The sequence below is a fragment of the Burkholderia sp. MSMB1459WGS genome, assembly GCF_001534535.1.
Classification (GTDB): domain Bacteria; phylum Pseudomonadota; class Gammaproteobacteria; order Burkholderiales; family Burkholderiaceae; genus Burkholderia.
This window is the reverse complement of the sequence record NZ_LPMU01000023.1, coordinates 267,227-293,032: the sequence shown is the minus strand read 5'-3', so window position 1 is coordinate 293,032 and position 25,806 is coordinate 267,227. Positions and strand designations below refer to the sequence as shown.

The following is a 25,806-nucleotide window of genomic DNA, read 5'->3' as shown; positions in this document are numbered from 1 at the left end:
CGCCCGTTGGTCATCCTACGCCGGCCGCGCGTCGCGTGCAGCGCGGTTCAAGCCGCGACGTCAGAGCGACGCGCGCGGCGTCGTCGCGTAGCGTCGCTCGTAGAGCGACTGGCAATGCGCGCAGCGCTCGGCGGTCGGACGCGCCAGCAGGCGCTCGTAACCGACCGAGCCATCGCAGTCGATGCATTCGCCGTAACTGCCGTCGCGCATCCGCTGCTGGGCGCGGCCGATCGCGCGCAACTCGGTCAGCTTCATGCCGATCAATGCATGATCGACGTCGACGAACAGGTCCGCGTTCGCCTCGTCGCCCTCGTCCGGCGCCGCGCCGGCCAGATCCGCATAGGATTCCGACGCGCGCTGGTCTTCGCTCGTGCGGATCTCCGCACGCAGCGCCTGCTCGCTCTCGTTCAGCCGCTGCTTCAGCGTCTGCCTTTGTTGTGGGTCGAGCGACATGGCCGTCTCTCCTGTTCCGGGTTCCGCGCGAAAAAGAGCGGCGCGCGGTATCGCGCCGGTGCACGGCACGCAGGCACGACTGCGCCGCCGCATCCGGATGGGCGGCCGGACGTGCGAAACGCCGGACGCATTCGACGCAGGATAAACCCATTGAACACGCGTGTGTTGACCGAAATCGGCGTACCCGTCATGCAGCGGCAGCGGCGCGGAAACTGGGGACCGACGCGCAATCCCGGCTTGCGGCGCGCACCGCGAAGGCCGCCGGCGCAACCGCAGCGCAGCAATTTCCCGTGCGGCCACGGTGCATCCTTCCGTTCTCGCGAACCGGCATCACGCAGTCGATACGATCGCGCGCACGGCGTCGCCTCGATGATTCGGTATCCTTAGAACGCGTTGCGCCCGACGAAGCCGCGCACCACCGTCATCAGGATGATCTTGATGTCGAACCAGAAGCTCCAGTTCTGCATGTAGAACAGATCGAGCTTCACGCGCGCCTCCATCGCCTCGATCTTGCGCGTCTCGCCGCGATAGCCGTTCACCTGCGCCCAGCCGGTGATGCCGGGCCGCACGCGGTAGCGGTACATGTAGCAGTCGATCAGTTGCCGATACAAGTCGTCGTGCTCGATCGCGTGCGGACGCGGACCGACCACCGACATCTGCCCGAACAGCACGTTGAAGAACTGCGGCAGCTCGTCGAGCGACGTGCGCCGCAGGAACGCGCCGACGCGCGTGATGCGTGCATCGTTGCGCGACGCCTGCCGCACGACGCCGGGCTGGGCGCGATGCACGCGCATCGTCCGGAACTTCAGGATGTCGAACTCGCGGCCGTCGACGCCCTTGCGGCGCTGCCTGAACAGCACGGGCCCCGGCGACGACAGCTTGACCGCGATCGCCAGCAGCGCCAGCAGCGGCAGCAACGGAATCAGCACGCCGAACGCGAACAGCCGGTCGAACGCGAACTTTGCCCACAACTCCGGCGCGGAGCGCGGCGTGGTCGCGAGATTGATCGCCGGCATGCCGAGCACGTCGGTCGCGGAGCGATCGACGATCGCCATCTGCCGCACGTCGGGCAACAGCCGCAACTCGACGAACTCGTCGCGCAACTCGCGCACGATGCGGTGGATCCGCCACTCGTGCGACATCGGCAGCGTGAGCCAGACCTCGTCGATGTCGCCGCCGCGAATCAGGTCGCGGAGCGTGTTCCAGTCGTCGATCACCGGTACGCCGCCGATGCCGCCCGCGGCGGCCTGCGCATCGTCGTCGAATACGCATGCGGGCACGAACGGGCCGTTCGGCGCGAGCTGCATCCGCTCGATCGCCACGCGCCCGTAAGCCGTTGCGCCGACGACGGCGACGCGGCGCTGCCGCGCACGCGGGTCGCCGCGCGTCAGCGCGAGCGCCAGCAGCGCCGCGCGGCCGAGCAGCAGCGCCGCGTCGCCGGCCAGCACCGTGCGCACGATCCAGCGGGTGGTCACCGTGCCGCCGCGATTCATGATCCACATCGTGCCGGCCACCGTCAACACGCTCGCACACATCACCGCCACCAGCGTGTGCGTCAGCACGTGCGCGCCGCCCTGCACGGCCACACCGCCAGGCACGGTGCGCAGGTAGCGCGGCAGCAACGCCACCGTCAGCACGCACAGCAGCGCGATCGAACCGCGTTGCGCATCGGACAGTTCATGCCATCCGAGACCCGACGCCGCCTGCGCGACGAGCGTCCCGGCCAGCACGAGCGCGACGTCGGCCGCCGCGATCGCGGCACGCCGCATTGCATTCGTTCCACCGGACATCGACTGCATCGTCACGCACCGTGCGCGGGGAATCCGAAATGCGCATCCGGCATGCGCGGGCGAACCGTCGCCGGCCTCGCATTTGCGCGCGTGCCGAGCAACCGGCGATAGTCGGCACGAATCAGGTCGTAGCACTCGCACGCCTGATGTTCGAGGCCGTGCCGGTCGAGCACCGTGATGCGGCCGCGGCGTTGCCGGATCAGCCCGGCTTCCTGCAGGTTCCCGGCCGCTTCCGTCACCCCCTCGCGCCGCACGCCGAGCATGTTCGCGATGGTCTGCTGCGTGACGGCCAGCTCGTCGCCGTCGATCCGGTCGTGCGCGAGCAGCAGCCAGCGGCTGAGTTGCTCGCTGACCGAGTGATGCCGGTTGCACAGCGCACTGCGCGAGATCTGCGCCATCGTCGCCTGGCAAGTGTTGAGCAGCAGCCGGTAAGTCTGCGCCGATCGCTCGAATTCGGCGCGCATCACGCAACTCGGCACGCGATAGGCCATTCCGCCGATACGCACCTCGACCCGGTTCGATGCGGCGACACCGCCGACCAGCGTCCCCAGCCCGACCACACCCTCACGGCCGACCACCGCCACTTCGACCATCGCACCGTCCTCCATCAGGTGCTGCACCGACATCATCGCCGTCGTCGGGAAATGCAGGTGGCGCATCGGCTCGCCGACCCGGTCGAGCATCCCGGCCTTGATCCTGACCAGTTCGAGATGCGGTGCGATGGCGCGGATGCTGTCCTCCGGGAGGGCAGCAAGGATGGCGTTCGCCGAATAGCTCGAGTGAAGATGAAGCATGTCTGTATCCCTTTTATCGTCCGCGCCGCCGGCAGCAGCAGGCACGGAACTCGTTATCTCGATGCGCGCCCGGACATTGACAGCGGTTGCGGCCCACAACCCTGAATCCGACTGATCATCGGCTTGTCATCGCCGAATTGAGTCGACTGCCCCGTTTCGACACGCCAGCCCGAATAAGCGATTTACGTGCCAATACCCGCCCGTCCTTAATATATGAATCACATCCGATTTAGAGCCGCCGAATAACCGTCCCCAAATCCCAAAAAGCGTCTCATTTCCGGACACTCTCCCGCGCGACGGACACAGCGAGCATTCGACTGATCAATTCCCTTGCCTCGGGCCAGGACGGCCGGTTGGCGGCCGCGACGCTTATCGTTCAAATACTTACAGCCGATTTTCAATTGTTTTCTTGATGTGCGGCGCAGCATTTCGCGCCATCGCCGCACCGCACACGCTCGTTTCAAACTGTCTCAAATTTGAATCGATACACTAATTCGCGGCTCTGTCCGTTACCGCACATATCACAATCAAGCCATTGATTTTAATGACAAATCAGGTTGACCCCATTAATTTGTCAAATAATGTTCAACGCCATCTCGCCACTTTCGCTGTACGATTCGCCATGTCGATAGATTGATTCCCGGTCGACATAGAATGACAAGCAGGCTCATGATTCCATTTCCGGATGATTAATTCCGGGAAAACGAATCATTAAATCGATATAACGTTCCGGCTCAATTGCAATCGTCAAACTTTGTGAAATGACAGAATGCGGAATTGCTCGAATTCAATTGCGTGCTAGCCTTTTTCGCGAGTATCGTCATTCCGTTTTTGATCAACAAAAGTCCGCACGATCGTGCGAAATCCCGTTCCGGGGTTCGCCGAAACGACGCGCGACCGCCAACCTGCGAGGATGCGCCGTGACTCACCAGGCCGCCGACGCCGTCGCGTATGCGAACGGCGTGATCGAGCTTTCCCACAGCTTCGACGCCAACCGGTTTCTCGCGGCCATCGACCGCGACGAACTCGCCACGCTGACACCCCACCTGCAGCTCGTTCACCTGAAATCCGGGCAGGTGCTATGCGAACCCGGCGAAATGCTCGCCGCGGTCTACCTGCCGGTCACGAACGCGATTTCGCTGCAGTACGTGTCGTCCGGCGGCATGACGCTGGAGGTCGCGGAGATCGGCAGCGAAGGCGTGGTCTGCGACGACGTGATCGGCGGCAGCGGCCGGATGCCCTGCCGCGCGGTCGCGTGCCGCGACGGTTTCGTCTACCGGCTCGACCGGCGCGTCTTCGCGGCCGCGTTCGATGCGTCGCCGGTGATCCGCCATCTCGTGTTCGTCGGCGTGCGGCTGCTGATGGCGCAGGTCTCGCAGATCACGTTCTGCAGCCGTCATCACGTGCTAAAACATCAGTTGTGCAGATGGTTCCTGCTCGCGTTCGACCGCACGCGCAGCATCGAGATCCAGGTGACGCACAGCATGCTCGCGCAAATGCTCGGCGTGCGGCGCGAAACGGTCACGGACGCAGCCGGCGAAATCCAGAAGCTCGGCCTGATCCGGCAATACCGCAGCTCGATCGAGCTCGCGGACCTCGACGGCCTCGAAAAAATGTCGTGCGGCTGCCGCGCGATCGTGCGCGACGAGATGAAGCGCATCCTGTCGGCCGACTCGGGCGTGCCGGCCGCGTCACGCGCGTGACCGGCGCACCGGGCCGGGACGGCGCTTCTGCGCCGCCGGCGTGCCGGGTCAGCTGTTTGTAGGGTGGCGAACAGAACGCCGTGTCCACCGATGGTCTACTGATGCCGGACTGCCGGGGGGATGTCAGCGCTTATCGCGCGTCTGCCCGAGCGGACGACACCACGCATGCCGGAGCAGCACGTGAAAAACGAAATCAGAACCATCCTGAAGCACGTCGCCCACCTCGAAGCCGCGATCGATTCGATCGGCGACGGGGACGACCTCTACGAAGCGGGCCTCTCCTCGCTCGATACGATCCAGTTGATGCTCGCGATCGAAAAGCAGTTCAACATCGAGATTCCCGACGAGATGCTGAACCGCAACCTGTTCCGCAGCATCGACGCACTCGCGGACACGATCGCCACGCTGCAACGCACCGAGCACTCCGCATGAGCGCGCTGCTTCCCGAACTCGCGTCCAACAGCGATTCGCATCGGCTCGACGAGGCCGCGCATGCCGTCGCACAAATCGCCGCCCAGCATGCCGATGCGGTCGATCGCGACGCGCGCTGCCCCGTCGAGGCGATCGAGGCGATGCGCGCGCGCCGGCTGCTCGGCGCCATGGTGCCGACCCATCTCGGCGGCGCGGGTGCGTCGCTCGAAGATATCGCGTCAGCCTGCTCGATCCTCGGCCAGGCGTGCGCATCGTCGGCGATGGTGTTCGCGATGCACCAGATCCAGGTCGCCTGCATCGTCGACCACGCCGCCGACCAGGGCTGGCACAAGCTGTTCCTGCAGCAGCTCGTGCGTCACCAGTGGCTGCTCGCATCGGCCACGTCGGAAGACGGCGTCGGCGGCAACCTGCGCGCGAGCCAGTGCGCGCTCGAAATCGACGCCAGCGGGTTCCGGTTGCACAAATCCGCGCCGACGATCTCGTACGGCGACTACGCGGACGGTATTCTCGCCACCGCGCGACGCGATGCGGACGCGCCTGCTTCCGAGCAGGTGCTCGTCACGCTGCTGCGCGACGGCTATACGCTCACGCGCCGCGGCGAATGGGACACGCTCGGCATGCGCGGCACGTGCAGCAACGGCTTCGTGCTCGACGCGCAAGGCGCCGCCGTGCAATGCCTGCCGGTGCCGTTCGCGAAGATCGCCGAGGAAACGATGGTGCCGGTCTCGCACATCCTGTGGGCCGCGGTGTGGATCGGCGTGGCCGGCGACGCGTTCCATCGCGCGCATCAGTTCTTCCGCGCGCAGGCGCGCCAGACCGACGGCGCACCGTCACCCGCCGCGCGACGCATCGCCGAATCGCTCGCGCTGATGCAGGCGATGCAGGCCCGCGTCGACAACGTGCTGCGCCTCCACGCGAACGCGTCGGCCCGCTCGTGGTCGGCCGGCATGGCCTGGGCCGCCGAGATCAATACGCTGAAGACCTACGTGTCGGCGACCGCGCTCGAAGTCGCGCACCAGGCGATGATGATCTGCGGGATGGCCGGCTACAAGCAAGGCACGCCGTTCAGCATCGGCCGCCACATTCGCGACCTGCACGCGGCGCCGCTGATGATCAGCAACGACCGCATTGCCGCCAACACCGCGAGCCTGTTGCTCGCCCTGCGTCCCGCCACGCTGGAGAAACATACGTGAACGATCGCCTTGCCGTGCCCTCCGCCGCCTCCGTCCCCGCCGACGCACCGCTCGACCGTGCGGGCGTCAATCCGCTGCGCGATGCGCTGATCGACGCGGGCCTGCTGGTTTCGACCGGCATCCAGGGCCTGTTCGGCCGCAGCGAACGATTCGAGCGCGTGGTCGAAGCGCTCGACGCGTTCGTCACGCGCCTCGGCGCCGACCAGCAGGCCGAAGTGCTGCGCTTCCCGCCGGCGATGAGCCGCACCGAGTTCGAGCGCAGCGAATACATGAAGAGCTTCCCGCAACTGGCGGGCAGCGTGCACGCGTTCTGCGGCGACGAACGCCAGCACCAGCGCGTGCTGCAATGCCTCGATCGCGGCGACGACTGGACCGAAAACCAGAAGCCGACCTACGTCGTGATGACGCCGGCCGCGTGCTACCCCGTGTATCCCGTCGTCGCGCGCGCGGGGGCGCTGCCCGCCGACGGCCGGATCGTCGACGTGTTCTCGTACTGCTTCCGTCACGAACCGTCGCTCGACCCGACCCGCATGCAGCTGTTCCGGATGCGCGAATACGTGCGAATCGGCACGCCCGAGCAGATCGTCTCGTTCCGCGAGACGTGGATGGAACGCGGCACGCGGATGATCGAAGCGCTGCACCTGCCGAATGCGATCGATCTCGCGAACGATCCGTTCTTCGGGCGCGGCGGCAAGATCGTCGCGAACAGCCAGCGCGAGCAGAACCTGAAGTTCGAGCTGCTGATTCCGATCGAGCACGACGGCCGGCAGACTGCGTGCCTGAGCTTCAACTACCACATGGACCATTTCGGGCTGCTGTGGGACATCCGCACCGCGACGGGCGACGTCGCGCACACGGGCTGCGTCGGTTTCGGCCTCGAACGGCTCACGCTCGCGCTGTTCCGCCACCACGGCTTCGACATCGACGCCTGGCCGCAAGCGGTCCGCGACGTGCTGTGGGGCACGCCATGAGGTTCGTTTCCCGCGACGGCGAAGACGCGTCGTTCGAGGGGGTGCGCCACCGCGCACGCCACTACCGGCCGCACCCGCTGCACAGTCAGGAGATGGTCTGGAAGCAGACCAACTGCTATGTCGACATGTGGCTCGAGGTGCTCCGGTGGTGGGGTCTCAATCCGTATGCGGCGCTGCCGTTTACGATCGCGCTCGATTTCGAGGGCGACCAGTTCACGTTCTTCAAGTTTCCGCACGACGAGCTGGAGCGGCTCTACGGGATCGTCGTGCAGGAACATTCGATCTACGAGCCGCTCGACCAGCACATCGAGACGCAGGTCGCGCGCGGCCACCTGATGATCGTCGAGGTCGACGCGTGGTTCCTGCCCGATACGCGCGGCAGCAGCTACCGCACGCAGCACACGAAGACGACGATCGGCATCGACGCGATCGACCGTGCGAAGCACCAGATCGGCTACTTCCACAACAGCGGCTATTACGTCGCCGAGGATTTCGACTACAACGGGCTCGTAGGCGCCAGCTCGCCGATGACGCTGCCGCCGTACGTCGAATGCGCGAAGCGACGCTTTGCACCGCTCGACGAACGCGCGCTGTGCGAAGCCTCGCTCGCCGCGTTGCAGCGCCACCTGCGGCGCCTGCCGATCGTCGATCCGATCGCGGCGTTCCGCCGGCAGTTGCAGACCGACGCGCGCATCCTCGCGGGCGCGCCGCTCGAGCGCTTCCACGCGTACTCGTTCAATTCGGTGCGGCAGCTCGGCGCGAATTTCGAACTGTTCGGCCACTATGCACGCTGGCTGCAAGCGAGCGGCTGCACCGGACCGTTCGCCGAAATCCGCGCCGCGTGCGATCGCATCGCGTCCGAAGCGATGGTGCTCGAATTCCGGCTCGCGCGCGCGTGCGCACGCGGCAAGGAAGAATACGGCGATTCGACGCTCGAAGCGATCGAGGTCGCGTATGCCGACCTCGTCGCGTGCGCGCGGCAGATTGGCGCGCCGCTGCGGCACGTGACGCCCGTGCGCGCCGACACCGCACCCGTGTCGGCCATGCGGTGACGCGCGCGCGCCCCCTGCCCGCATGGTCGATGCTGGCGACGGCCGCGGGCGCCGTGCGCGAACCGCGCGACCTCCCGGCCGATCGCGGCAGCTGGATTGCGGCGCCGGTGCCCGGCACGGTCGCGCAGGCGCTCGCGCTGGCCGGCCGGCTCGACGAAGCCGCGTCGCTCGACGAGCGCGATCACTGGTACCGGCTCGAGCTGCGCGGGCGCGGGCCGCGCATCCTGCGCTTTCACGGCCTCGCGACGCTCGCCCACGCATGGCTCGACGACACGCCGATCCACCGCTCGGACAGCATGTTCGTCGCCCACGACGTGCCCGTGTCGCTCGACGGCACGCACCGGCTGACCATCTGCTTCCGTGCGCTCGCGCCGCATCTGCGCGACGCGCGCGCGCCGCGCCGTGCGCGCTGGCGCACGCGGCTCGCCGAACCCGCCGCATTGCGCACGATCCGCACGTCGCTGTTCGGGCACATGCCGGGCTGGTTTCCGCCGTATGTACCCACCGGCCCGTGGCGGCCCGTCGAGGTGCTCGATCCGGCCGACGGCCCCGTCCTGGCCGATTGCAAACTGCATGCCCGTATCGAAGGCGACACGGGCTGGCTCGACGCGGAACTGACGTTCGCCGCGCCGCTGCCCGACGCGTTCGCGGCACGGCTGTCGTGCGGCGACCATCACGCGACGCTAGAACGTGCCGACATCGACCAACTGCGCGCAAGCGTTGCGATACCGAACGTGCGTCGCTGGTGGCCGCATACGCACGGCGACCCGGCGCTCTACGAGGTCGTGCTGCATATCGGCGCCGCGCGCCGGTCGCTCGGCTCGACGGGTTTCCGCACGATCGAGATCGATTCCGGCATCGACGGCAAGGGGTTCGGGCTGCGCATCAACGGCGTGCCGGTGTTCGCGCGCGGCGCATGCTGGAGCAGCGCCGCGCCGCTCGCGCTGCACGCCGACGACGCGACCTACGCCCGCCTGCTCGGGCTCGCACGCGACGCCGGCTTCAACATGATCCGCGTCGGCGGCACGATGACCTACGAGGCCGACGCGTTCCACGCATGGTGCGACCGGCTCGGGCTGCTGGTCTGGCAGGACTTCGGTTTCGCGAACTTCGATTACGCGCTCGACGATCCCGAGTTCGCGGCCAACGTCGATCGCGAAGCGAGCCAGTTCCTTTCGCGTCACGGCGCTTCGCCGTCGCTTGCGGTGCTGTGCGGCGGCAGCGAGATCGCGCAACAGGCCGCGATGTCGGGGCTCGGGCCGAAGCAGCGCTTCGTCGAGCTGACGGCCGACCGGCTGGCCGGCCACGCGGCCGCGCACCGCCCCGATGTCCCGTACGTGCCCGATTCGCCCGACGGCGGCTTGCTGCCGTTCACGCCGCGCGAACGCGTGTCGCACTACTACGGCGTCGGCGCGTACCTGCGTCCGCTCGACGACGCGCGCCGCGCGGACGTGCGCTTCGCGAGCGAATGCCTCGCGTTCGCGAACGTGCCGTGCGATGCGACGCTCGCGGAACTCGGCTGGCCCGGCGTGCACGAGCCGCGCTGGAAGGCGGCCGTGCCGCGCGACCCCGGCACGTCGTGGGATTTCGACGATATCCGCGACCACTATCTGCAGACGCTGTACGACGTCGCGCCTGACCGGCTGCGACGCGAGGATCCGGCGCGCTACTTCGAGCTGTCGCGTGCGGTGATCGCGGACGTGATGCGCGAGACGTTTTCAGAATGGCGACGCACCGGTTCGCGTTGCGCCGGCGCACTCGTGTGGCAGTTCCAGGACGTGATGCCGGGCGCCGGATGGGGCGTGATCGACGCCGCGCACCGCCCGAAATCGGCATGGTATGCGCTGCGCCAGGTGCTGCAGCCGATCCAGGTGCTGCTCGTGGACGAAGGCCTGAACGGGCTCGACGTGCACGTGGTCAACGAGCGCCCGGCGCCGCTGTCGGCCGCGATCGACCTGGTCGCGCTACGCGACGGCCGTACGCCGGTCGCACGGGCCGGCTGCCCGGTGCGGATCGCCGCGCACGACACGGTGCGGCTCGGCTCGGCCGAGCTGCTCGGCCGCTTCTTCGACTGGACCTACGCGTACCGCTTCGGCCCCTGCGAACACGATACGGTCGTCGCGACACTGCGCGCCGACGACGGCACGCTGCTGTCGCAGGCGTTCCATTTCCCGTCCCGCACGCATCCTGCCGTGCTGGCGCGTCGCGAACCGGGGATCGAAGCGTGCGTATCGCGCACCGGCGAGACCTGGCACGTCGACATCGACACGCGGCATGTCGCACGCCACGTGCAGATCGACGCACCGGGTTTCATGCCGAGCGACGACTGGTTCCATCTCGCGCCCGGCACGCCGGCGCGCATCGCGCTCATTCCATTGCGAATCGACGGAAAGCCCGCGGCGGCCGACGGCGATGCGCCGCCCGCGGTGGAAATCCGGGCCGTGAACGCCGCGCGCGCGGTGCGGGCCAGCCAGGCCGGGTGACGACGCTCGCGGCCGCCGCGAGCGTCGCGCTGCCGCGTATCAGTCGGACGAGCCCGTGCTGCGCGGCCGCTCGATGCCGTACGCTTCCATCCAGCGATACAGCGTCGCGCGCGACACGCCGAGTTCGCGCGCGGAAGCGGCGACGCGCCCGCGCGTGCGCAGCAACGCGGTTTCGATCGCTTCGCGCTCGATCGACTTGCGGATGTCGGCCACCGACGGCGACGCCGCGTCGAGACAGTATTCGAGCTCGAGATCCTGCGCGGTGATCAGACGCCCTTCCGTCATCACGACCGCCCGGCGCACGCGGTTGATCAATTCGCGGACGTTGCCCGGCCAGTCGTGCTTGTAGAGCGCCGTGATCGCATCCGTCGAGAACCCGCGCACGCGATGGCGCGCATCGCCGCGAAAGCGCTCGAGCATGTGATGCGCGAGCAGTTCGATGTCCTTGCCGCGCGCGCGCAGCGGCGGCTGATCGATGCGCATCACGCACAGACGGTGGAACAGGTCGGCGCGAAAGCGCCCTTCCTCCATCGCATCGCGCAGATCGACGTGCGTCGCCGACACGATCCGGACATCGACCGGTACCGGATCGCTGCCGCCAAGCCGATGAATCGCGCGCTCCTGCAGAAACCGCAGCAGGCTCGCCTGGCTTTCGTGGGGAAGGTCGCCGATTTCGTCGAGCAGCAGCGTGCCGCCGTTCGCGGCCTCGACGTAGCCGATCTTGCGCGCGTTCGCGCCGGTAAACGCGCCGCGCTCGTAGCCGAATAGTTCCGATTGCAGCAGATGCGGCGGAATCGCGCCGCAGTTGACCGCGACGAACGGGCCGTTGCGCCGCTCCGAATGACGGTGGATCGCGACGGCCGTGAGCTCCTTGCCCGTTCCCGTTTCGCCGAACACGAACACCGGTGCGTCGGTGCGCGCGAAACGCCGCACCGTATCGAACAGCCGCAGCATCGCGCTGCAGGTGCCGACGATGCCCTTTTCCTCCGATTCGAGCTGTTCGCGATCGCGCGCGAACAGGCATTCCATGCCGTAGGCGTGGCCGACCGTATCGGCAATCCGCTGGTGCGACGCCGGCAGCGTGACGTAGTCGAAGCAGTAGTCGCGCAACAGCGCGCGCACGTTCGGCGACGCGGTCTGGCCGGCATCCACGAGCGCCACCCAGACGACGTCGCGCATCGACGCGCAGGTCGACGCGATGCTGCCGATCGCATCGGCGTGGCCGCCGCTCAAGTCGAGAATGCCGCAGGTAATTTCGCCGGACGTGTCGCGCAGCTCGTTCGCATGCGCGACGACCGACACTTTCCAGTCGCGGCGCGACAATTCCTTTCGCAGCATCACGGACGGCGACTGCGTCCAGTAAATCAGCGGACGCTGCCCGTTACCGCTCCCCACGCCGGCGCTCTTATCGCGCGTTATTGGCATATTCATAACGAACCATCACTTTCCGCACTCCGCGAACCGTTCGCGTGCGCTGCGGCCGGCGGCGCATGGCCGCCTTTCCGCGCTGCGTTTCCGCAGCTTTGGCGAAGATCGAAACTGCACACGGCGAGAACCCCCGGAGATCGAGCCGGCTGTCATCCGGCCTCGTTGTCATCGAACTCGAACGGAATGCGCGACTGCAGGAGCCATGACATTCCGGCTTTGAAGCGACCCGCCGTCAGGCGGGGCACGTCGGCACACGGAAACGCCGACCCGCATGGGCGTCGCATCGTACACGACGGTCGCACCCGATGCCGAGCCGGAGGGCGGCCAAACCGCGCCCGGATCGCCCGCCCCATTTCATCCGCACCTGAATTTACACCCCGTTGCCAGTTGGCCTTGTTACCAAAAGATAAACGTGAATCAGTCGGTTACGCTGCTCGTGGCCCGGCGCTCCGCGCTTTTGACCACTGAGATTTGATTATCTATGACCATTCCCGTCAATCAGTGGCAAATACTACTTTTCCGCAAGATTGATCCGGTCGATTGCCCGCGATTTCCATCGAAATCTCCCAAAAAGCAAAGTACCGTGCTCCGCGGACCGCATAATCGCGCGCGCCCCCGGGTCGCCGCATCGCCTCCCGCCGGCGCGCCGGCCACCCGGCCGTTACACGTCGTAATCACCGGCATCGCGCCGCGCAGGCGCTTTTCGGCGAAATCCTGCCGGCTGGCCGGATACCGGGCGGCGGCCCGCGCGTCGTGCGGTGCAGCATGATGGCCATCCTTGCGCGATCCGCCCGCCCGCAGGTCCCGGCCCGAAGCGCCCCCACCGGCAGATCACCGCGGCGGTGCAGGCACGCGAGCGGCAGCGCCCCCTTGCGGGCGTGCAGGATGGCGATCGGATGGCGGGGGGATCACCTCGCCCGGTGTGCACGATGCGATCGACGGCGAGCCAGCGCCCGGCACTCCTGCGCGCAGCCGGTCCGTCGTCAACGATGCAATCTCGGCCCCGTCTCCCGGCGCGCGGTTTGCGTGCGATGTCGGCCGGGCGCGCTTCATTGCAGGCCGCCACGATGAACCAATTATGAAAAAGCACTGGCCCCGACGGTGTGTGCTACCGCACATTGCGACGCTCCCGTGACGCGCGCATCGCCTGGTATCCCGCGCCGCGCCCTGCGAATCCGGAGCGTGAGTGCGCTTTCGAACAGACCGCTGCACCACGCATCGGGATGATGAAGATCGCCGCGCCGCACGGATCGACCGCATCCGCGCGGCGTGCCGAAGGCATCACGCGAGGACAGCATCATGGAATGGCATTGTTGTGAATTCGAACATCTGAGCGCCGTCGATCTCTATGCAATCCTGCGCGCGCGCAACGCCGTGCTGGTGGTCGAGGACGCGCACACGCATCTCGACATCGACGGCAAGGACGCGGGCGCGCTGCACGTCTATGCGAGCGTGCGCGACGGCGACGCGATGGAAGTCGCGGCCTACGCACGCATCCTGCCCGGCGACGACATCGATCCGGACGTCGTGATCGACAAGGTGCTGACGAGCGAAAGCTGCCGCGACGACGACACGCTCGAACGCCTGATCGGGCGCGCGCTCACCGCCGCGCAGGCCGCGTGGCCCGAGGCGGCGGTGCGCACGCACGTCCCCGCGCCGCGCCAGGCGTTCTACAAACAGTTCGGATTCCGCAAGGCCTACGGGCCGTATCTCGAACAGGGCGCGCCGTTCGTCGGCATGATACGGTCGGCCGACCGCGCGGCCGGCGCGCTGCGTCACCTGCTGTCGCGAGCCGTTTCGGTCTCGCGCCACGACGACGCGCGCGCCGACGGCCGCGCGCGCACCCTGCTCCCTGCCGATACCGGAGCGAACCGATGACCCGCACCCTTCGTCCGGTTCCCGAACCCGATCTGCCGAGCATCCTGCCGGTGATTCTCGCCGGCGGCTCCGGCACGCGGCTGTGGCCGCTGTCGCGCGAGCAGTATCCGAAGCAACTGATCGAGCTGGTATCGAACGAGTCGCCGCTGTCGGCAACGGCGCGCCGCCTGAACGGTATCGCGAACGCATCGCTCGGCGACACGCTGCTGCTCGTATGCGGCGAACAGCATCGCTTCATGAGCGCCGAGCAGGTGCACGGCCGCTCGGCGCCCGCCCGCATCCTGCTGGAACCGGCCGCGCGCAACACCGCGCCCGCGCTGACGCTCGCCGCGCTCGACGCGAGTGCGCTCGCGGACGATCCCGTGCTCGCCGTGATGCCGGCCGATCACGTGATCGTCGACGTCGGCGCGTTCCAGGACGCGATCGCACGTGCGGCACGCTATGCGCAGGAAGGCGCGATCGTCACGCTCGGCGTGCTGCCGCGCCGCGCGGAGACGGGCTACGGCTACATCCAGGTTGGCGAGCCGCGTTCGGGCCGCCACGGCAGCCAGGGCGGTTACGCGATCGGGCGTTTCGTCGAAAAACCCGACGCGACGCTCGCCGAACGCTATCTGCAATCGGGCGATTACTGGTGGAACAGCGGGATCTTCGTCACGCGCGCATCGGTCTGGCTGAAGGCCATCGGCGCGCTTGCGCCCGACATTCATGCGGCCTGCGAGAGCGCGTGGCGCGCGGGCGTCGCCGACGATCCGTTCTTCCGGATCGACGCGGCGGCCTTCGACGCATGCCCGTCGGATTCGATCGACTATGCGGTGATGGAGCGCCTCGCGGAACACGGCGAGCTCGGCATAGAAGGCATCGTCGTGCCGCTCGCGGCCGGCTGGTCGGACGTCGGCACATGGGACGCGATCTGGGAAATCATGCCGAAGGACGATCACGGCAACGTCGCGCGCGGCCCCATCGTGTTCGAGGATACGCAGGACAGCCTGGTGCGCTCGGAAGGCCGCCTCATCGCGTGCGTCGGGATGAAGGACGTCGTCGTGATCGAGACGGCCGATGCGGTGCTGGTGGCGAACAAGCACGACGTGCAGCGCGTGAAGAACATCGTCGCGCGCCTGAAGACCGACCGGCGCCCGCAGGCGAGCGAGCACCGCAAGGTGCAGCGGCCGTGGGGCCATTACGATTCGATCGATCTCGGCGAGCGCTTCCAGGTGAAGCGGATCGTCGTCGAGCCCGGCAGGCGGCTGTCGCTGCAGATGCACTATCACCGCGCCGAACACTGGATCGTCGTGCGCGGCACCGCGAAGGTGACGCGCGGCGCCGAGACGTTCCTGCTGTGCGAGAACGAATCGACGTACATCGCCGTCGGCGAAGTACATCGACTCGAGAATCCCGGCCGGATTCCGCTCGAAATCATCGAGGTGCAATCGGGCGACTATCTCGGCGAGGACGATATCGTCCGCTTCGACGATCAGTATGGCCGGGAGACTTGCGTACCGCCGGAACCGGCTACGCGGAAGGCGGCCGTGCTGGCCGCGCCGTCGACGGGCGACGCGTGCTGACCGCACGGGCATGGCGCCCGCGCGTCACCGCACGACGATCGCCGTCGACACGACGTTCTGGATGAACGGCTTGCCGACGGCCTTGATGAAGTAGGTGCCCGCCCGGGCGCCCGGCAGCGGCATGCTCGTCGTGTCGGCCGGATAGCGGCCGGCCAGCGCGAACGCGCCGTCGCCGAGCCGCTCGTACAGCTCGAGATGGTCGACGGTCTCCGGATGGGTGATCCTGACGGTCAGGCTCGCACCCACGGGCTGCGCGTCGATTGCGGTGCAACTGGCGATGCCGGTTTCGAGCGCGCTGCCTTCCTCGTAGTCGTTCCAGGTGATCAGTTGAACGAACGGCAATTGTTGCCGCACGCTGTAGCGCTCGTTGATCGTCCTGAACGTGTCCAGCCAGGTCTGGCCGCACGACGGCGCGAGAAAGCGCGGCGCCGCGGCGCCCCACGATGCCTTCGTATCGTCGAAGCCGCTCCATACGCCGCCGACCGTGATCGTCCCCGGCGGCTGATTCCGTGCGATGTCGTAGAAGCGCTCGCGATACAGCAGGTCGCGTCGTATGCCGACCGCTTGCGGCGCGGCGCGCGGCGACGGCTGCGTCCACACGTACGCGCCCTTGCTGTACGGAAGATCGAAGCCCTGCACCAACGTATGAATCCAGTAGACGTCGGGGTACGCCGCGTGAATCCGTGCCCAGTCGGCCTTGCCGACCGCGTCCATCCCGAACTCGGACACGACCGGATGGCCGTTGTAGCGCAGATACTGGCTCGACGTGAAGTATTCGCGGCTGATGTACGCGAGGTTGTGCAGGATCGTCGCGGTCAGGTCGCAGCCGCGGCACGCATTGAACTTGAAGGAACCGCTGTCGATCATGATCGAGAACGTCATCCCGGGAAACTTCGCGAGTTCGGGCAGCGATGCCTGCCACGCCGTGTCGACGAAATGGCCCTCGCCGTACCAATCCACGATCACGCCGTCGATGCCTCTCGAACGCATGTCGGCGAAGGTGCGAAACGCCTGGCGGGGATCGTCGGATCGATAGCCGACGTTCACGCCGCGCCGGTCGGGGCCCCACCATGGAAGGTAGTGCGCGAGCACCTGTGTCGTGCTGCCCGGGTACAGCAACGTGTGCACGTCGATTTTCGATATCGACGTCGTGCCGGCGAGCAGCCCGTTCGACGAGCCCTTGAAATCGGGGCTGCCGGACGTATTGGCCGGCGCGAGCGCCATCACGCGCTCACCGCCCTGGCAATGACCGTAGACGGCCGACAACGCCAGTGCGCCAAGGGCGACCGCCACGATGCGTCGCAATGCCCGCATAACGCTCCTCTTGATCAAGTATCGCGGCCGCGGGACGAACGCGCGGCCGCGATGTATCCTGGCCGAACCCGGCCCAGGTCGACGCATCCGCTGCGCGCCGCTAACCGCCCTGCTGCCCGCCGAGCCCCATCCACGATGCAAGCTGCGCCGCGTAGCGCGACGGCGTGTACGCCGAACAATCGTAGTGCCGATCGGCGATGCGCAAATGACGACCCAATTCGTCGAACGCATTCGTCAGGCCGTCCGGCGAATTCCGGTACAGGATCTTGTTGCCGATCTCGCTACCGAACGTCGACAGGCTGCCGATCTCGTGCGCGAGCACCGGCAGCCCCAGCGTGGCGGCCTCGACCAGCACGAGCGGCGCGTTTTCGGCCCAGACCGACGGCAGCACCAGCGCATCGTGCGCGCGCAGTGCGTGAAACAGCTCGCCGTGGCCGAGTCGCCCGGCGAAACGCAACCGGCCGGCCTGAACCAGATCCTGGTGGCGCGTTTCGAGCTGCGTGCGCAGTGTGCCGTCGCCGTACAGCGTCAGACTGCCGATACGGCGGAACGCGGTCCGGCGCGCCAGTTCGATGAACTCGTGAATGCCCTTCTCCGCATCGAGCCGCCCCACATAGGCGAGATCGAACTGCTCGCGATCGCATACGCGCGGCGGGAACGGCTCCGCCAGCGTGCTCACCGGATTCGGCAGCAGTGCGGTGCGCGTGATGCCGCGTTGCGCCAGCGCCATGCGCATGTACGGACTCGGGCACAGGAACAGGTCGAACACGTTCCGCGGATTGCAATACGCGTACACCGCGTGCCAGTGCAGTTTCTTCACCGTGTCGTGCAGCCGCCCGCGCGGGCTCGCCAGCGCGAACAGGCGCGCCGGATTCGACAGCGCATCGACCGGAACCGGCACCGGACGTCCGTTGCGATAGGCGAGCAGGTTCGGGTTGTAGAACACCAGATGGTAGTCGTGACACGTGAGATACGTGCGAAATCCCTGCTCGCGCCGCCGCCGTGCGAGTACCGGCAGGATCGATTGCGTCAGCAGATTGTGATAGTTGTGCACGAGCACGCGATGCGGACGCACGTCGTCGAGCAACGTCGCCAGTGCGCCCGCCGCGGCGCGGTTCCAGCCGCGCGCGAACGCGCCTTCGCCCGCCGCGAAATTCGTCTCGTCGAACGAGTACACGTCCACGTCCGGGATCTTGCGCAGCACCTCGATGGAGGTCTGGTAGACCTCCTCCGCGCCGCCCTTGCGCGCGTAGTCGTTGACGACGACGACGCGCGTCGCCTCCGCGCGGGAGCCGATCGACGACCACCCGTTCAATTCGGCATCCCGAACGTGCATCGAACCACCCGGTATCGCGGCATGCCGCCGCCATCGTCATGCACCACCGTACTCGTCAGCATCGTCTGCGCTCCGTATCGTCCATTCCATTCGTATCGGCAACGCGAGATCGCCGTTCCAAACCGTTCCAAGCCATTTCATCCGTCCGCGCGCCAGCCGCTTCGCACCGGGCCCGGCGTCGCATCGACCGACCGATTGCCGACCGGCAGATCGCCGCCGCGCCACCGCGATGCGGTCAAGCGATGCGCGAGCCGCACACAGGGCGCTTCGCAATACCGGTAGCTCAGATACGACAACGCAATCAACGGCACGACCGGAACGATCATGTAGACGCCCAGCGGCCATCCGGTCCATCGGTAGTGTTCGCACAGCCAGTAGAACCCGAACAGTGGGATCGCGTGAAACAGGTAAATCGAGTAGCTGACCTCGCCGAGCTTCGCCATCGCGCGCGCGCGGACTTTCAATACCGTCGCCATCGCCACGAAGATCGCGACGCCGACCACATAAGCCAGCGACGACGGCAGATGATCGACGTTGTGATGACGCCAGTCGTTGGCCGCGCCGACGAGCGCCACGCCGACGATCATCGCGGTCAGCAGCCCCGCCACGCATCGGTACGTCAGCGCGATGCCGGCGTGTTCGCCCCGCCCCCCTCTCACCCGCAGCGTGTCGAGCGGCCGGTCGTAGGCCTGACGAAAACATGCGCCCCAGAACATGATCGCGAGGTGGTACGGCATGGCCTTGTACTGGCCCAGCGTGTCGTCGGGAAAGACGTGCAGCGCGACGGTCGTCACGAACACCGCGCACAGCCCGATGCAGGCGAGCGACAGGTCGCGCATCCGATGCAGCCCGCCCCACCAGAACAGCACGAGGCAAAGCCCGTAGAAATACAGCTCCGTTTCGAGCGTCCAGTAATGCCCCATGACGGGCTCCTGACCGAACGCGGTCGGGATCATCGTCGCATTGGCGATCAGCAGCGTCGCGCTCACCGGTTTGCCGAACAGCGTCCAGAAGACGACGCAGCCGATCGGAATGGACAACCAGAATGCCGGATACAGCCGCAGGAAACGGCGGATCAGGAAGCGCCGTGTGCCTGGTCCGGCGGGGCCGTGCAAACTGACCGGAATCAGCAGGCCGCTGATGCCGAAAAAGACCACCACGCCGATCCGCCCGAAATTGACGGAGCGCTGCAGCGTGTCGAGCCACTGCTGAGCGCCCGCCAGCGCGACGAACCGCTCGGCATAGTGCGTCCATATGACGAGCAGGACCGCGACGGCGCGCATCGCATCGATATGGTCCAGACGTCCGGAAGGTTCGGAATGCATCGTCATGGTCGCGTAGAGGTTGCCGGCGTCGGCGGAGGACAGACGCGTTACCGTATCACCGCACCGGTGCAGCGACTGTGCGACATGTGACACAGCCCCGCGTCGGTCCGGTCATGCCGGCGACTCCGCGTTGATGATCGTCGCCGCCGTCGCGCGACGCGATTCGAGCCCCTTGACGAATTCGCTGCACAGCCCGACCACCGCGTCGGCGGCATGCGAACCGAACACACTGTGATCGAGATCGTCGAGTACGACGGCGCGCGCACCGGCAAATCGCGACAGCCGCTTTCCGCGCGGGCCGAAATACATCGTCACCAGATCGAGGCTGCTGTCGTATGCGCCGCAGACGAACAACGTGCTCACCTCCTTGCGCTGGAGCGCACGCAGGATCTCGTGCGGATCGACCGGGGTCGTGTCCGCGCACGACCAGCCGGCGATCCGGCGTCGCCATGCGCCGATTCGCACGGCCAGCGTCGTCGTCGAGCGCTTCAGCACGAGCCGGACGAACGGCATGATCTTTCGATCGCCGCTCAGCACCTGCTTCCACTTCTTCAGCTCGAAGAACGACGACCGGTATCCGGCCATCGAATTGGGACGATGCTCGCGCAGCGCGTCGGTCGAGATGCCGTCGGGCATGTGGAAACGCTGCAGGTTCACCGATATGACGCCCGACAGTGCGCGTCCCGCGAGCGCCGCACGCAACGCGCTGTATGCGCCCGAGCAGATGCCGAACGACACGACCTGCCGATACCCTTGCTCCTTCAACCAGTGGGCTGCCGTCGCGACGTCGTCGACGACGGCGCTCGAATAGACCGGCTGGGGCGCATCGAGCGGCGCGCCGTCTTGCGCTGGCGAACTGTCGCCGATCCCGCGTCCGTCGAACCGCAGCGACGCGATGCCGCGGCGCGCGAGCTCGCGGGCGATCCGCACCGACAGCCGGCTGTCGCCGACGTGCGGACTGGCCGACGTGTTCGTGATCAGCACCACCGGCCCCCGGTCGTGCATCTCGTGCGGCGTGCACAGAATGCCGAACAGGCGGCCGGCCGCCCCGAATCGAACCGGCTGCTCGCAGGCTTCCGGCGTGCGCAGCATCAGGTCGGGCTCCCAGTCCGTTTTCTGCGCGGTGCGCGCCGCCGGTCGCTGCGGGCCATCGGTGGCCGCGATCCAGTCGACGACGGCATCGAACACGCGCGTCGGCAAGCGCGAGAACGTCGTTTCCTGCATGAACGCCGCATAGCCTTCGAACGGCCTTTGCTCGACTTTGCCGCCCAGCGCTTCGAGCCGTTTGCGCAGCGGTTCGGTACCGCCGCCGCTCATGTCGACGATCAGCGTTTCCGATGCCGGCGCACCCGTGCGGTCCTTCAACGCGTCGATCGCGTCGAATGCATTGAGCCGCGTACGGAACGCCGCACTGTAGACCTGCCCGAGCACGTTGAGCGGCGCGTCTTGCGGCTGGGCCGCGCGCAGCGGCGCCGGCAACTGGTCGAGCCAGATATTGCGCATGATCGACAGCTCGCGCACGTAGCTGCGCCCGCTCGCCACCGGCGCCAGCAACACCAGCCGATCGACGTCGTCCCGGTCCGCCGCAAGCAGCGCGAATGCCGCGCCCAGCCGCAGGCCGCACAGCGTCACGCGGGTCACGCCGGTTTCCTCGCGCAATCGCGAGATGGCCGCACACACGTCGTCGACGGCCGTTTCGAACTGGTCGTTCGCGCCATCGGCCCCGGCGGAATCGCCGGTGCCGCGGTAATCGAAACGCAGCACCGGCATCCCGCGCGCGGACAGGCGATCCGCCAGATTCCGCATGCCGCCGTGACTCCAGACGGATTCGTGTCCGTACGCGTTGCACAGGACGACACCCCGCGTCCCGCTGCCCGGATGCAGCCATCCGAACCGCCCGTCAAATATGATCGGTCTCATTTTCTATTAGGTATCGGTGAAGAATGGGTACGGCGCCCTGCGGCCCGACCGCTGAACCGGTCGGCCGCAGGACGGCAAATCTCCCGCGGAAGCCTTCCCCTTTCCGGTATCCATGCCGCACATGCAAGGTCCGGAAGCCGGCCGCCCGCGAGCCGTTCGGATCACGCCATCGGGGCCCTCCTCTTCGTTGCGGCGCCCGTCACGACGGGCTGCCTGCCGGCGGCGCGATCAGCTCGCGCCACCGACGATCGAATACGGGCATGCTGAAATGCTGCTCGCAGTACGCGGCGAAGCGCGTGGCCGCCGCCACGACGCGATCCAGATCCGCGGTCGGATCGGCGACGAACCGCTCCAGTCTCGTGTCGCTCATCGCGAGCGCATCGTCGTGGAATCCGAGTCCTTCGAACGCGGCTTCGTTGCCGACCGGCACGCAACCGTACGAAACCGCCTCCAGCACCTTCGACTTGATGCCGCCACGCAGAAAAGCAGGACACAACGCGATCGAGCACTCGGTGTAGACATCCGCCTGTGTCGGCGCGAACCCGGCGAACTCGACGTTCGGAACGGGTGCGTACCGGCCGGCCATGCGCCCGTAGATCACCAGCGGCGTGGCCGGCCGGATACGCGCCCACAACGCCACCAGGAATTCGATCGCGAGCCGGTTCTGCAACTGCCGGTCCGAACCGATGAAGACGAACCGGAACGGCGCCGCCGGACGCCGCATCGGCACCAGCGCATGCATCGGCGGTGCGATCACGTGCGTCTTCACGGCCTCGTCGTTCGTGAGGGACCGCCGCAGCGACTGCGCGTCCTCCGTCGAAACGAGCGTGACGGCATGCGACGAGCCGATCGCCGCGCGCTCCTGCCGTTTCAGCGCGAATGCTTCATAGCCGAGGAATGCGTTGCGAACCAGCCTCGCGTTGGCGAGCCTGACGAACGGCCCCGGAATCGACTTCTCCAGATACCCGGCCGACAACGGCAAATCCTGCTCGCGCAGGATGTTCGCGCGGCGCGACATGAGATCGTCGAAATCCACGACGATCCGGCAGCCGGGCACGCTGCGCCGCACCAGGATCGCGTAATCGACGAGCCGGATGCCGTCGAAATAGATCACGTCCGGCCTGATCGCCTCGACGGCGCGCAGCAGCGCCGTGCGCTTGCGCGGATGCGAAAACATCGCCACCTGAAGCGCGCACGGCGCGCCGCGCAACACGCTCCATCCGACCCGCACCGCCGCGCCGATCTTCGCGCGCCAGCCGCCGTCCTCGAACACCGAGCGGATCTTGAATTCGGTTACGTCCATGTGGTCGCCGATTGCCTTCCGGATGAAGCTCAACGTGCGCTCCCGTCCGTTCGATACGTCCTGCGGAATGTCCCGCGTCATCACCATCAGCACCCGGTTTTTCACGAGTGACCTCCCCTACGATCCGAAACCTTCCCGATTCCATGTCCCGCCAATCCACGCCGGCGCGGCGAACGACCGCCTGCACGCCGGCTCATGGCCGCTCCCGGGTGAACGCGAGATTCCCGAGCACCACGCACCAGAACACCACGAGCGATACCGCAATGCCGGTCGACGGCGCATACATCACCAGCGTGCGCGGCATGACGAACGGCGCGGCGACGATCGCCGCGACGATCAGCACCTGCTTGATCATGATGAGCCGGTAGCGCCGCACGGCCAGGAGCCACGTGCTCAGCCCCGCATCGATGAACGTGGCGATCGCGCAGCCGGTCGCGTAGATCATGATCGGCACGCCCTGCACGAACGCGGGCCCGTAGATCATCAGGAACACCTTGCGGCCGACGAAGTAGCTGCCGACCCACGCGGCACAGCCGACGAGGCCGAGATAGAGACCGAGCTTCAATGCCTTGGCGCGCACGAGCGGCTCGGTCCGCGCCGAAAAAACCATGCTCGGCGCCAGGGCCAGCGCCAGCGTCGTGCCGACCGAATTCCATTGCTCGACCAGCGACGCGGCGGACGCATAGATGCCGAGATCGGCCTTGGACACCAGCACGCCGAGCAGCAGCCGATCCATGCGCAGCACCAGCACGCTGGCCGCAATGGCCGGCCAGATCCGCAGCCCGCGCACGACCAGCGCTTTCGTGACGGCCGCGCTGCCGCGAAACGATTTCGGCGTCTTCAACGCCAGCTCGCGATAACGGCTGAACGGCGCCGCGGCCGCCACGCAAGCCTCGAGCGGCCATGCGAACGCGGCGACGATCACGCCGAGCGACGCGTGTGCCGCGATGTACAGCCACAGCACCCGCACGCAGCTGGCGTACGCCCGCGCCCGCGTGATCACCCACGGCTTCGATTCGGCGTAGGCCATCAGCGAACCGAGCGCGATCGGCTCCACGATCAACGCAAAGGCCGCGATCAACGTGAGCTCGGATACGCTCGACGGCCGCATGACGATCACCACGACCCCCATGAACAGCAGCATGACGGCCAGCGTCAGCGTGAGCCGCAGGCGGAACGCGCGGTAGACGACCATGTGCCGCAGGCGCGGGTGCTTGCCGAGGATCGGCTGGATCACCTGTGCGCCGAAAATCAGCGCGACGCTGCCGATCACGTAGGCCAGCGACAACGCGAACTGCAGCTCGCCGAACAGCCGCGCGCCGTAGATGTTCGCAAACAGGTGATTGCTCGCGATCGCCGCTAACGCACCGATGATCTTTTCGCACACCACGCCCGCGAACGACGAAAACAGAAGCCTGACGAACGCGTTCAAGATGTCCCCGTCCGCATCGCATCGGCGTGCACGCGCCGCGCGTCGACGCAATGCCACCAGATCAGCGCGATCGCCAGATAGAACAGCGTGCGTGCGCCGAACAAGGTCCAGTAATCGCCCTGTTGCATCGCATAGGTCGCGTAGGCGAAGATCTTCGTGGCCAACCACAGCATCACGACCCCGCCGCGCATCGCGACCAGGATCAGCATCGCGCTCGCCACGCCGTAGATCGCGCCCGTCAGCGCAATGAACAGCGCGCCGCCCGCATAGCCGAACCAGTAGACCGGCACCGCCATGTTGCCCATCGTGAACGTCACGTCGTCGAACACGTAGGCCTTGAGGATCTCGGGCGTGCCGTACGACAGCATCAGGTCGCGCAGCCCGCTCACCGGCGCATCGCTGAAGAACGTCGGCTCGGTGAACGAACCCAATGAATCGACGAAGCGCCCGAACGCCGCCATGCCCCCGAACGTCGGCGCGCCGAACAGGTGTGCGTCGCCGTCCACCACGTACCACGCCTGCCCCTGTTCGAGAAACCGCGACACCACCGTCTCCGCGACGTCGAGCCCCTGCCCCCGGTACGCGTAGAACACCGACACGCTGCCGATCACGAGTGCGATGAGCGAGCCGATTCCCAGGTAGCGCATCACCGGCTTGCCGTTCATCGCATGGATCGCGATGAACGGGATCAGGACGGTCAGGCATACGTGCAGCACGGCCATGAACTGTTCGCCGTGCAACGCTTCCAGCACCAGATCGACGACGAGCAGGCACACGGACGTCCAGCGTACGACCCGCGCCGAACTCGTGCAGAAGGTGCCGAGCAGCACCGCGACGAAGGTCTGGTTGTTCAGGAACAGGTTGAACAGCGTGCTGTTCGACGCGTCGTTGCGCAGCGCGTAACGATTCACGCCGCTCAGCACCGCGAAGCCGCCCGTCAGGCCGGCCAGCACGCCCGTCGCGAGGATCGCGCCGACCAGCCCCAGCCCGAGCGCCACGCTTATCGGCTGAAGCGTCATCCGCGCGCGGATCGGCGGATGGCCGGAGCGTGCGTTCAGGATGCGGTCGAACGCGAACAATGCGCATGCGATGAAAACGACATAGAACGACAGCAGCCGGCTGAACGCGCCGTTCGCGACGCCGAAGATGTCCGTTTCCCGCAGGAATCCGCCGGACTCGATCCCTACGCCGGCAACGAACGCGGTCAGTCCGATCACCAGCGTGTACAGGATCGACACGGCGAACACCGGCCGCGCGACGATCAGCGCGATCACGCCCGCGACCGCGACCAGCAACGTGCAGGTCGCACTCGGTTCCATCGCGCCGAGCGCCGGCAGCATCGCATTGACGCTCAACGCGAGCACGAACAGCGTCGATACGGCCACGCCCGTGAGCGCCGCGGTTCGGCCGTCGGCCTGAATCGTTCGCATCGCCGCC

19 protein-coding genes are annotated in these 25,806 nt (G+C 67.1%); 8 read left to right on the top strand and 11 right to left on the bottom strand.

The window, feature by feature from the left end; all coding sequences use genetic code 11:
• Positions 1-60: 60 nt before the first annotated feature.
• The 3 genes from WT97_RS08980 to WT97_RS08970 form a co-directional block, all read right to left on the bottom strand.
• On the bottom strand, positions 61-453 hold the full coding sequence (locus tag WT97_RS08980) for a TraR/DksA family transcriptional regulator (RefSeq protein WP_059500683.1): 393 nt from the start codon (positions 451-453) through the stop codon (positions 61-63).
• A gap of 383 nt (positions 454-836) precedes the next feature.
• On the bottom strand, positions 837-2,243 hold the full coding sequence (locus WT97_RS08975) for an undecaprenyl-phosphate glucose phosphotransferase (protein ID WP_059500868.1): 1,407 nt from the start codon (positions 2,241-2,243) through the stop codon (positions 837-839).
• A gap of 11 nt (positions 2,244-2,254) precedes the next feature.
• Positions 2,255-3,037 carry a Crp/Fnr family transcriptional regulator gene (locus tag WT97_RS08970; RefSeq protein ID WP_059500684.1) on the bottom strand — a complete coding sequence of 261 codons (783 nt, stop codon included), beginning with the start codon at positions 3,035-3,037 and terminating at the stop codon, positions 2,255-2,257.
• Between the two features lie 920 nt (positions 3,038-3,957).
• On the opposite strand from WT97_RS08970, the gene WT97_RS08965 reads away from it, so the two are divergent.
• The 6 genes from WT97_RS08965 (at position 3,958) to WT97_RS08940 (ending at position 10,871) form a co-directional block, all read left to right on the top strand.
• On the top strand, positions 3,958-4,740 hold the full coding sequence (locus WT97_RS08965) for a Crp/Fnr family transcriptional regulator (RefSeq protein ID WP_059500685.1): 783 nt from the start codon (positions 3,958-3,960) through the stop codon (positions 4,738-4,740).
• Between the two features lie 180 nt (positions 4,741-4,920).
• Complete coding sequence (locus tag WT97_RS08960) at positions 4,921-5,172, top strand: acyl carrier protein (RefSeq protein WP_006490451.1); 252 nt, start codon at positions 4,921-4,923, stop codon at positions 5,170-5,172.
• On the top strand, positions 5,169-6,365 hold the full coding sequence (locus WT97_RS08955; protein ID WP_059500686.1) for an acyl-CoA dehydrogenase family protein: 1,197 nt from the start codon (positions 5,169-5,171) through the stop codon (positions 6,363-6,365). The genes WT97_RS08960 and WT97_RS08955 overlap by 4 nt, the downstream gene beginning before the upstream one ends.
• Entirely contained in the window at positions 6,362-7,336 is a 975-nt protein-coding gene (locus tag WT97_RS08950) for an amino acid--[acyl-carrier-protein] ligase (RefSeq protein WP_059500687.1), read from the top strand. The genes WT97_RS08955 and WT97_RS08950 overlap by 4 nt, the downstream gene beginning before the upstream one ends.
• Positions 7,333-8,388 (top strand): DUF1839 family protein, encoded by a 1,056-nt coding sequence (locus tag WT97_RS08945; protein WP_059789711.1) that lies wholly within the window; start codon positions 7,333-7,335, stop codon positions 8,386-8,388. The genes WT97_RS08950 and WT97_RS08945 overlap by 4 nt, the downstream gene beginning before the upstream one ends.
• Positions 8,389-8,417: 29 nt before the next feature.
• Positions 8,418-10,871, top strand: a complete 2,454-nt coding sequence (locus WT97_RS08940; RefSeq protein ID WP_257127559.1) for a glycoside hydrolase family 2 protein — start codon at positions 8,418-8,420, stop codon at positions 10,869-10,871.
• A 39-nt stretch (positions 10,872-10,910) separates the two neighbouring features.
• Here the strand turns inward: WT97_RS08940 and WT97_RS08935 are convergent, their stop codons facing one another.
• The gene (locus WT97_RS08935; RefSeq protein WP_034204976.1) at positions 10,911-12,302 is read right to left on the bottom strand and encodes a sigma-54 dependent transcriptional regulator; all 1,392 of its coding nucleotides are present in this window, start codon (positions 12,300-12,302) and stop codon (positions 10,911-10,913) included.
• A 1,296-nt stretch (positions 12,303-13,598) separates the two neighbouring features.
• Between WT97_RS08935 and WT97_RS08930 the strand changes: the two genes are divergently transcribed.
• Both WT97_RS08930 and WT97_RS08925 read left to right on the top strand, forming a co-directional pair.
• Positions 13,599-14,177 (top strand): hypothetical protein, encoded by a 579-nt coding sequence (locus WT97_RS08930; protein ID WP_059789400.1) that lies wholly within the window; start codon positions 13,599-13,601, stop codon positions 14,175-14,177.
• A complete protein-coding gene (locus WT97_RS08925) occupies positions 14,174-15,739 on the top strand; it encodes a mannose-1-phosphate guanylyltransferase/mannose-6-phosphate isomerase (protein WP_060036188.1) in 1,566 nt (521 codons plus the stop codon). Before WT97_RS08930 ends, WT97_RS08925 begins: the two co-directional genes overlap by 4 nt.
• A gap of 24 nt (positions 15,740-15,763) precedes the next feature.
• On the opposite strand, the gene WT97_RS08920 is transcribed toward WT97_RS08925, so the two are convergent.
• The 7 genes from WT97_RS08920 to WT97_RS08890 form a co-directional block, all read right to left on the bottom strand.
• Positions 15,764-17,053 (bottom strand): hypothetical protein, encoded by a 1,290-nt coding sequence (locus WT97_RS08920; protein WP_060036189.1) that lies wholly within the window; start codon positions 17,051-17,053, stop codon positions 15,764-15,766.
• Between the two features lie 100 nt (positions 17,054-17,153).
• Positions 17,154-18,368 carry a glycosyltransferase family 4 protein gene (locus WT97_RS08915; protein WP_082742287.1) on the bottom strand — a complete coding sequence of 405 codons (1,215 nt, stop codon included), beginning with the start codon at positions 18,366-18,368 and terminating at the stop codon, positions 17,154-17,156.
• Positions 18,369-18,526: 158 nt separating this feature from the next.
• Positions 18,527-19,720 carry an acyltransferase gene (locus tag WT97_RS08910; protein WP_060036190.1) on the bottom strand — a complete coding sequence of 398 codons (1,194 nt, stop codon included), beginning with the start codon at positions 19,718-19,720 and terminating at the stop codon, positions 18,527-18,529.
• Between the two features lie 105 nt (positions 19,721-19,825).
• Complete coding sequence (locus tag WT97_RS08905; protein WP_059789397.1) at positions 19,826-21,634, bottom strand: alpha/beta fold hydrolase; 1,809 nt, start codon at positions 21,632-21,634, stop codon at positions 19,826-19,828.
• 199 nt (positions 21,635-21,833) lie between these two features.
• Positions 21,834-23,042, bottom strand: a complete 1,209-nt coding sequence (locus tag WT97_RS08900; protein WP_059789396.1) for a glycosyltransferase — start codon at positions 23,040-23,042, stop codon at positions 21,834-21,836.
• Positions 23,043-23,130: 88 nt separating this feature from the next.
• Positions 23,131-24,369: a hypothetical protein gene (locus WT97_RS08895; RefSeq protein ID WP_082742288.1), complete on the bottom strand. Its 1,239-nt coding sequence runs from the start codon at positions 24,367-24,369 to the stop codon at positions 23,131-23,133.
• Entirely contained in the window at positions 24,366-25,799 is a 1,434-nt protein-coding gene (locus tag WT97_RS08890; RefSeq protein WP_060036221.1) for a DUF6418 domain-containing protein, read from the bottom strand. Before WT97_RS08890 ends, WT97_RS08895 begins: the two co-directional genes overlap by 4 nt.
• Between the last annotated feature and the right edge of the window lie 7 nt (positions 25,800-25,806).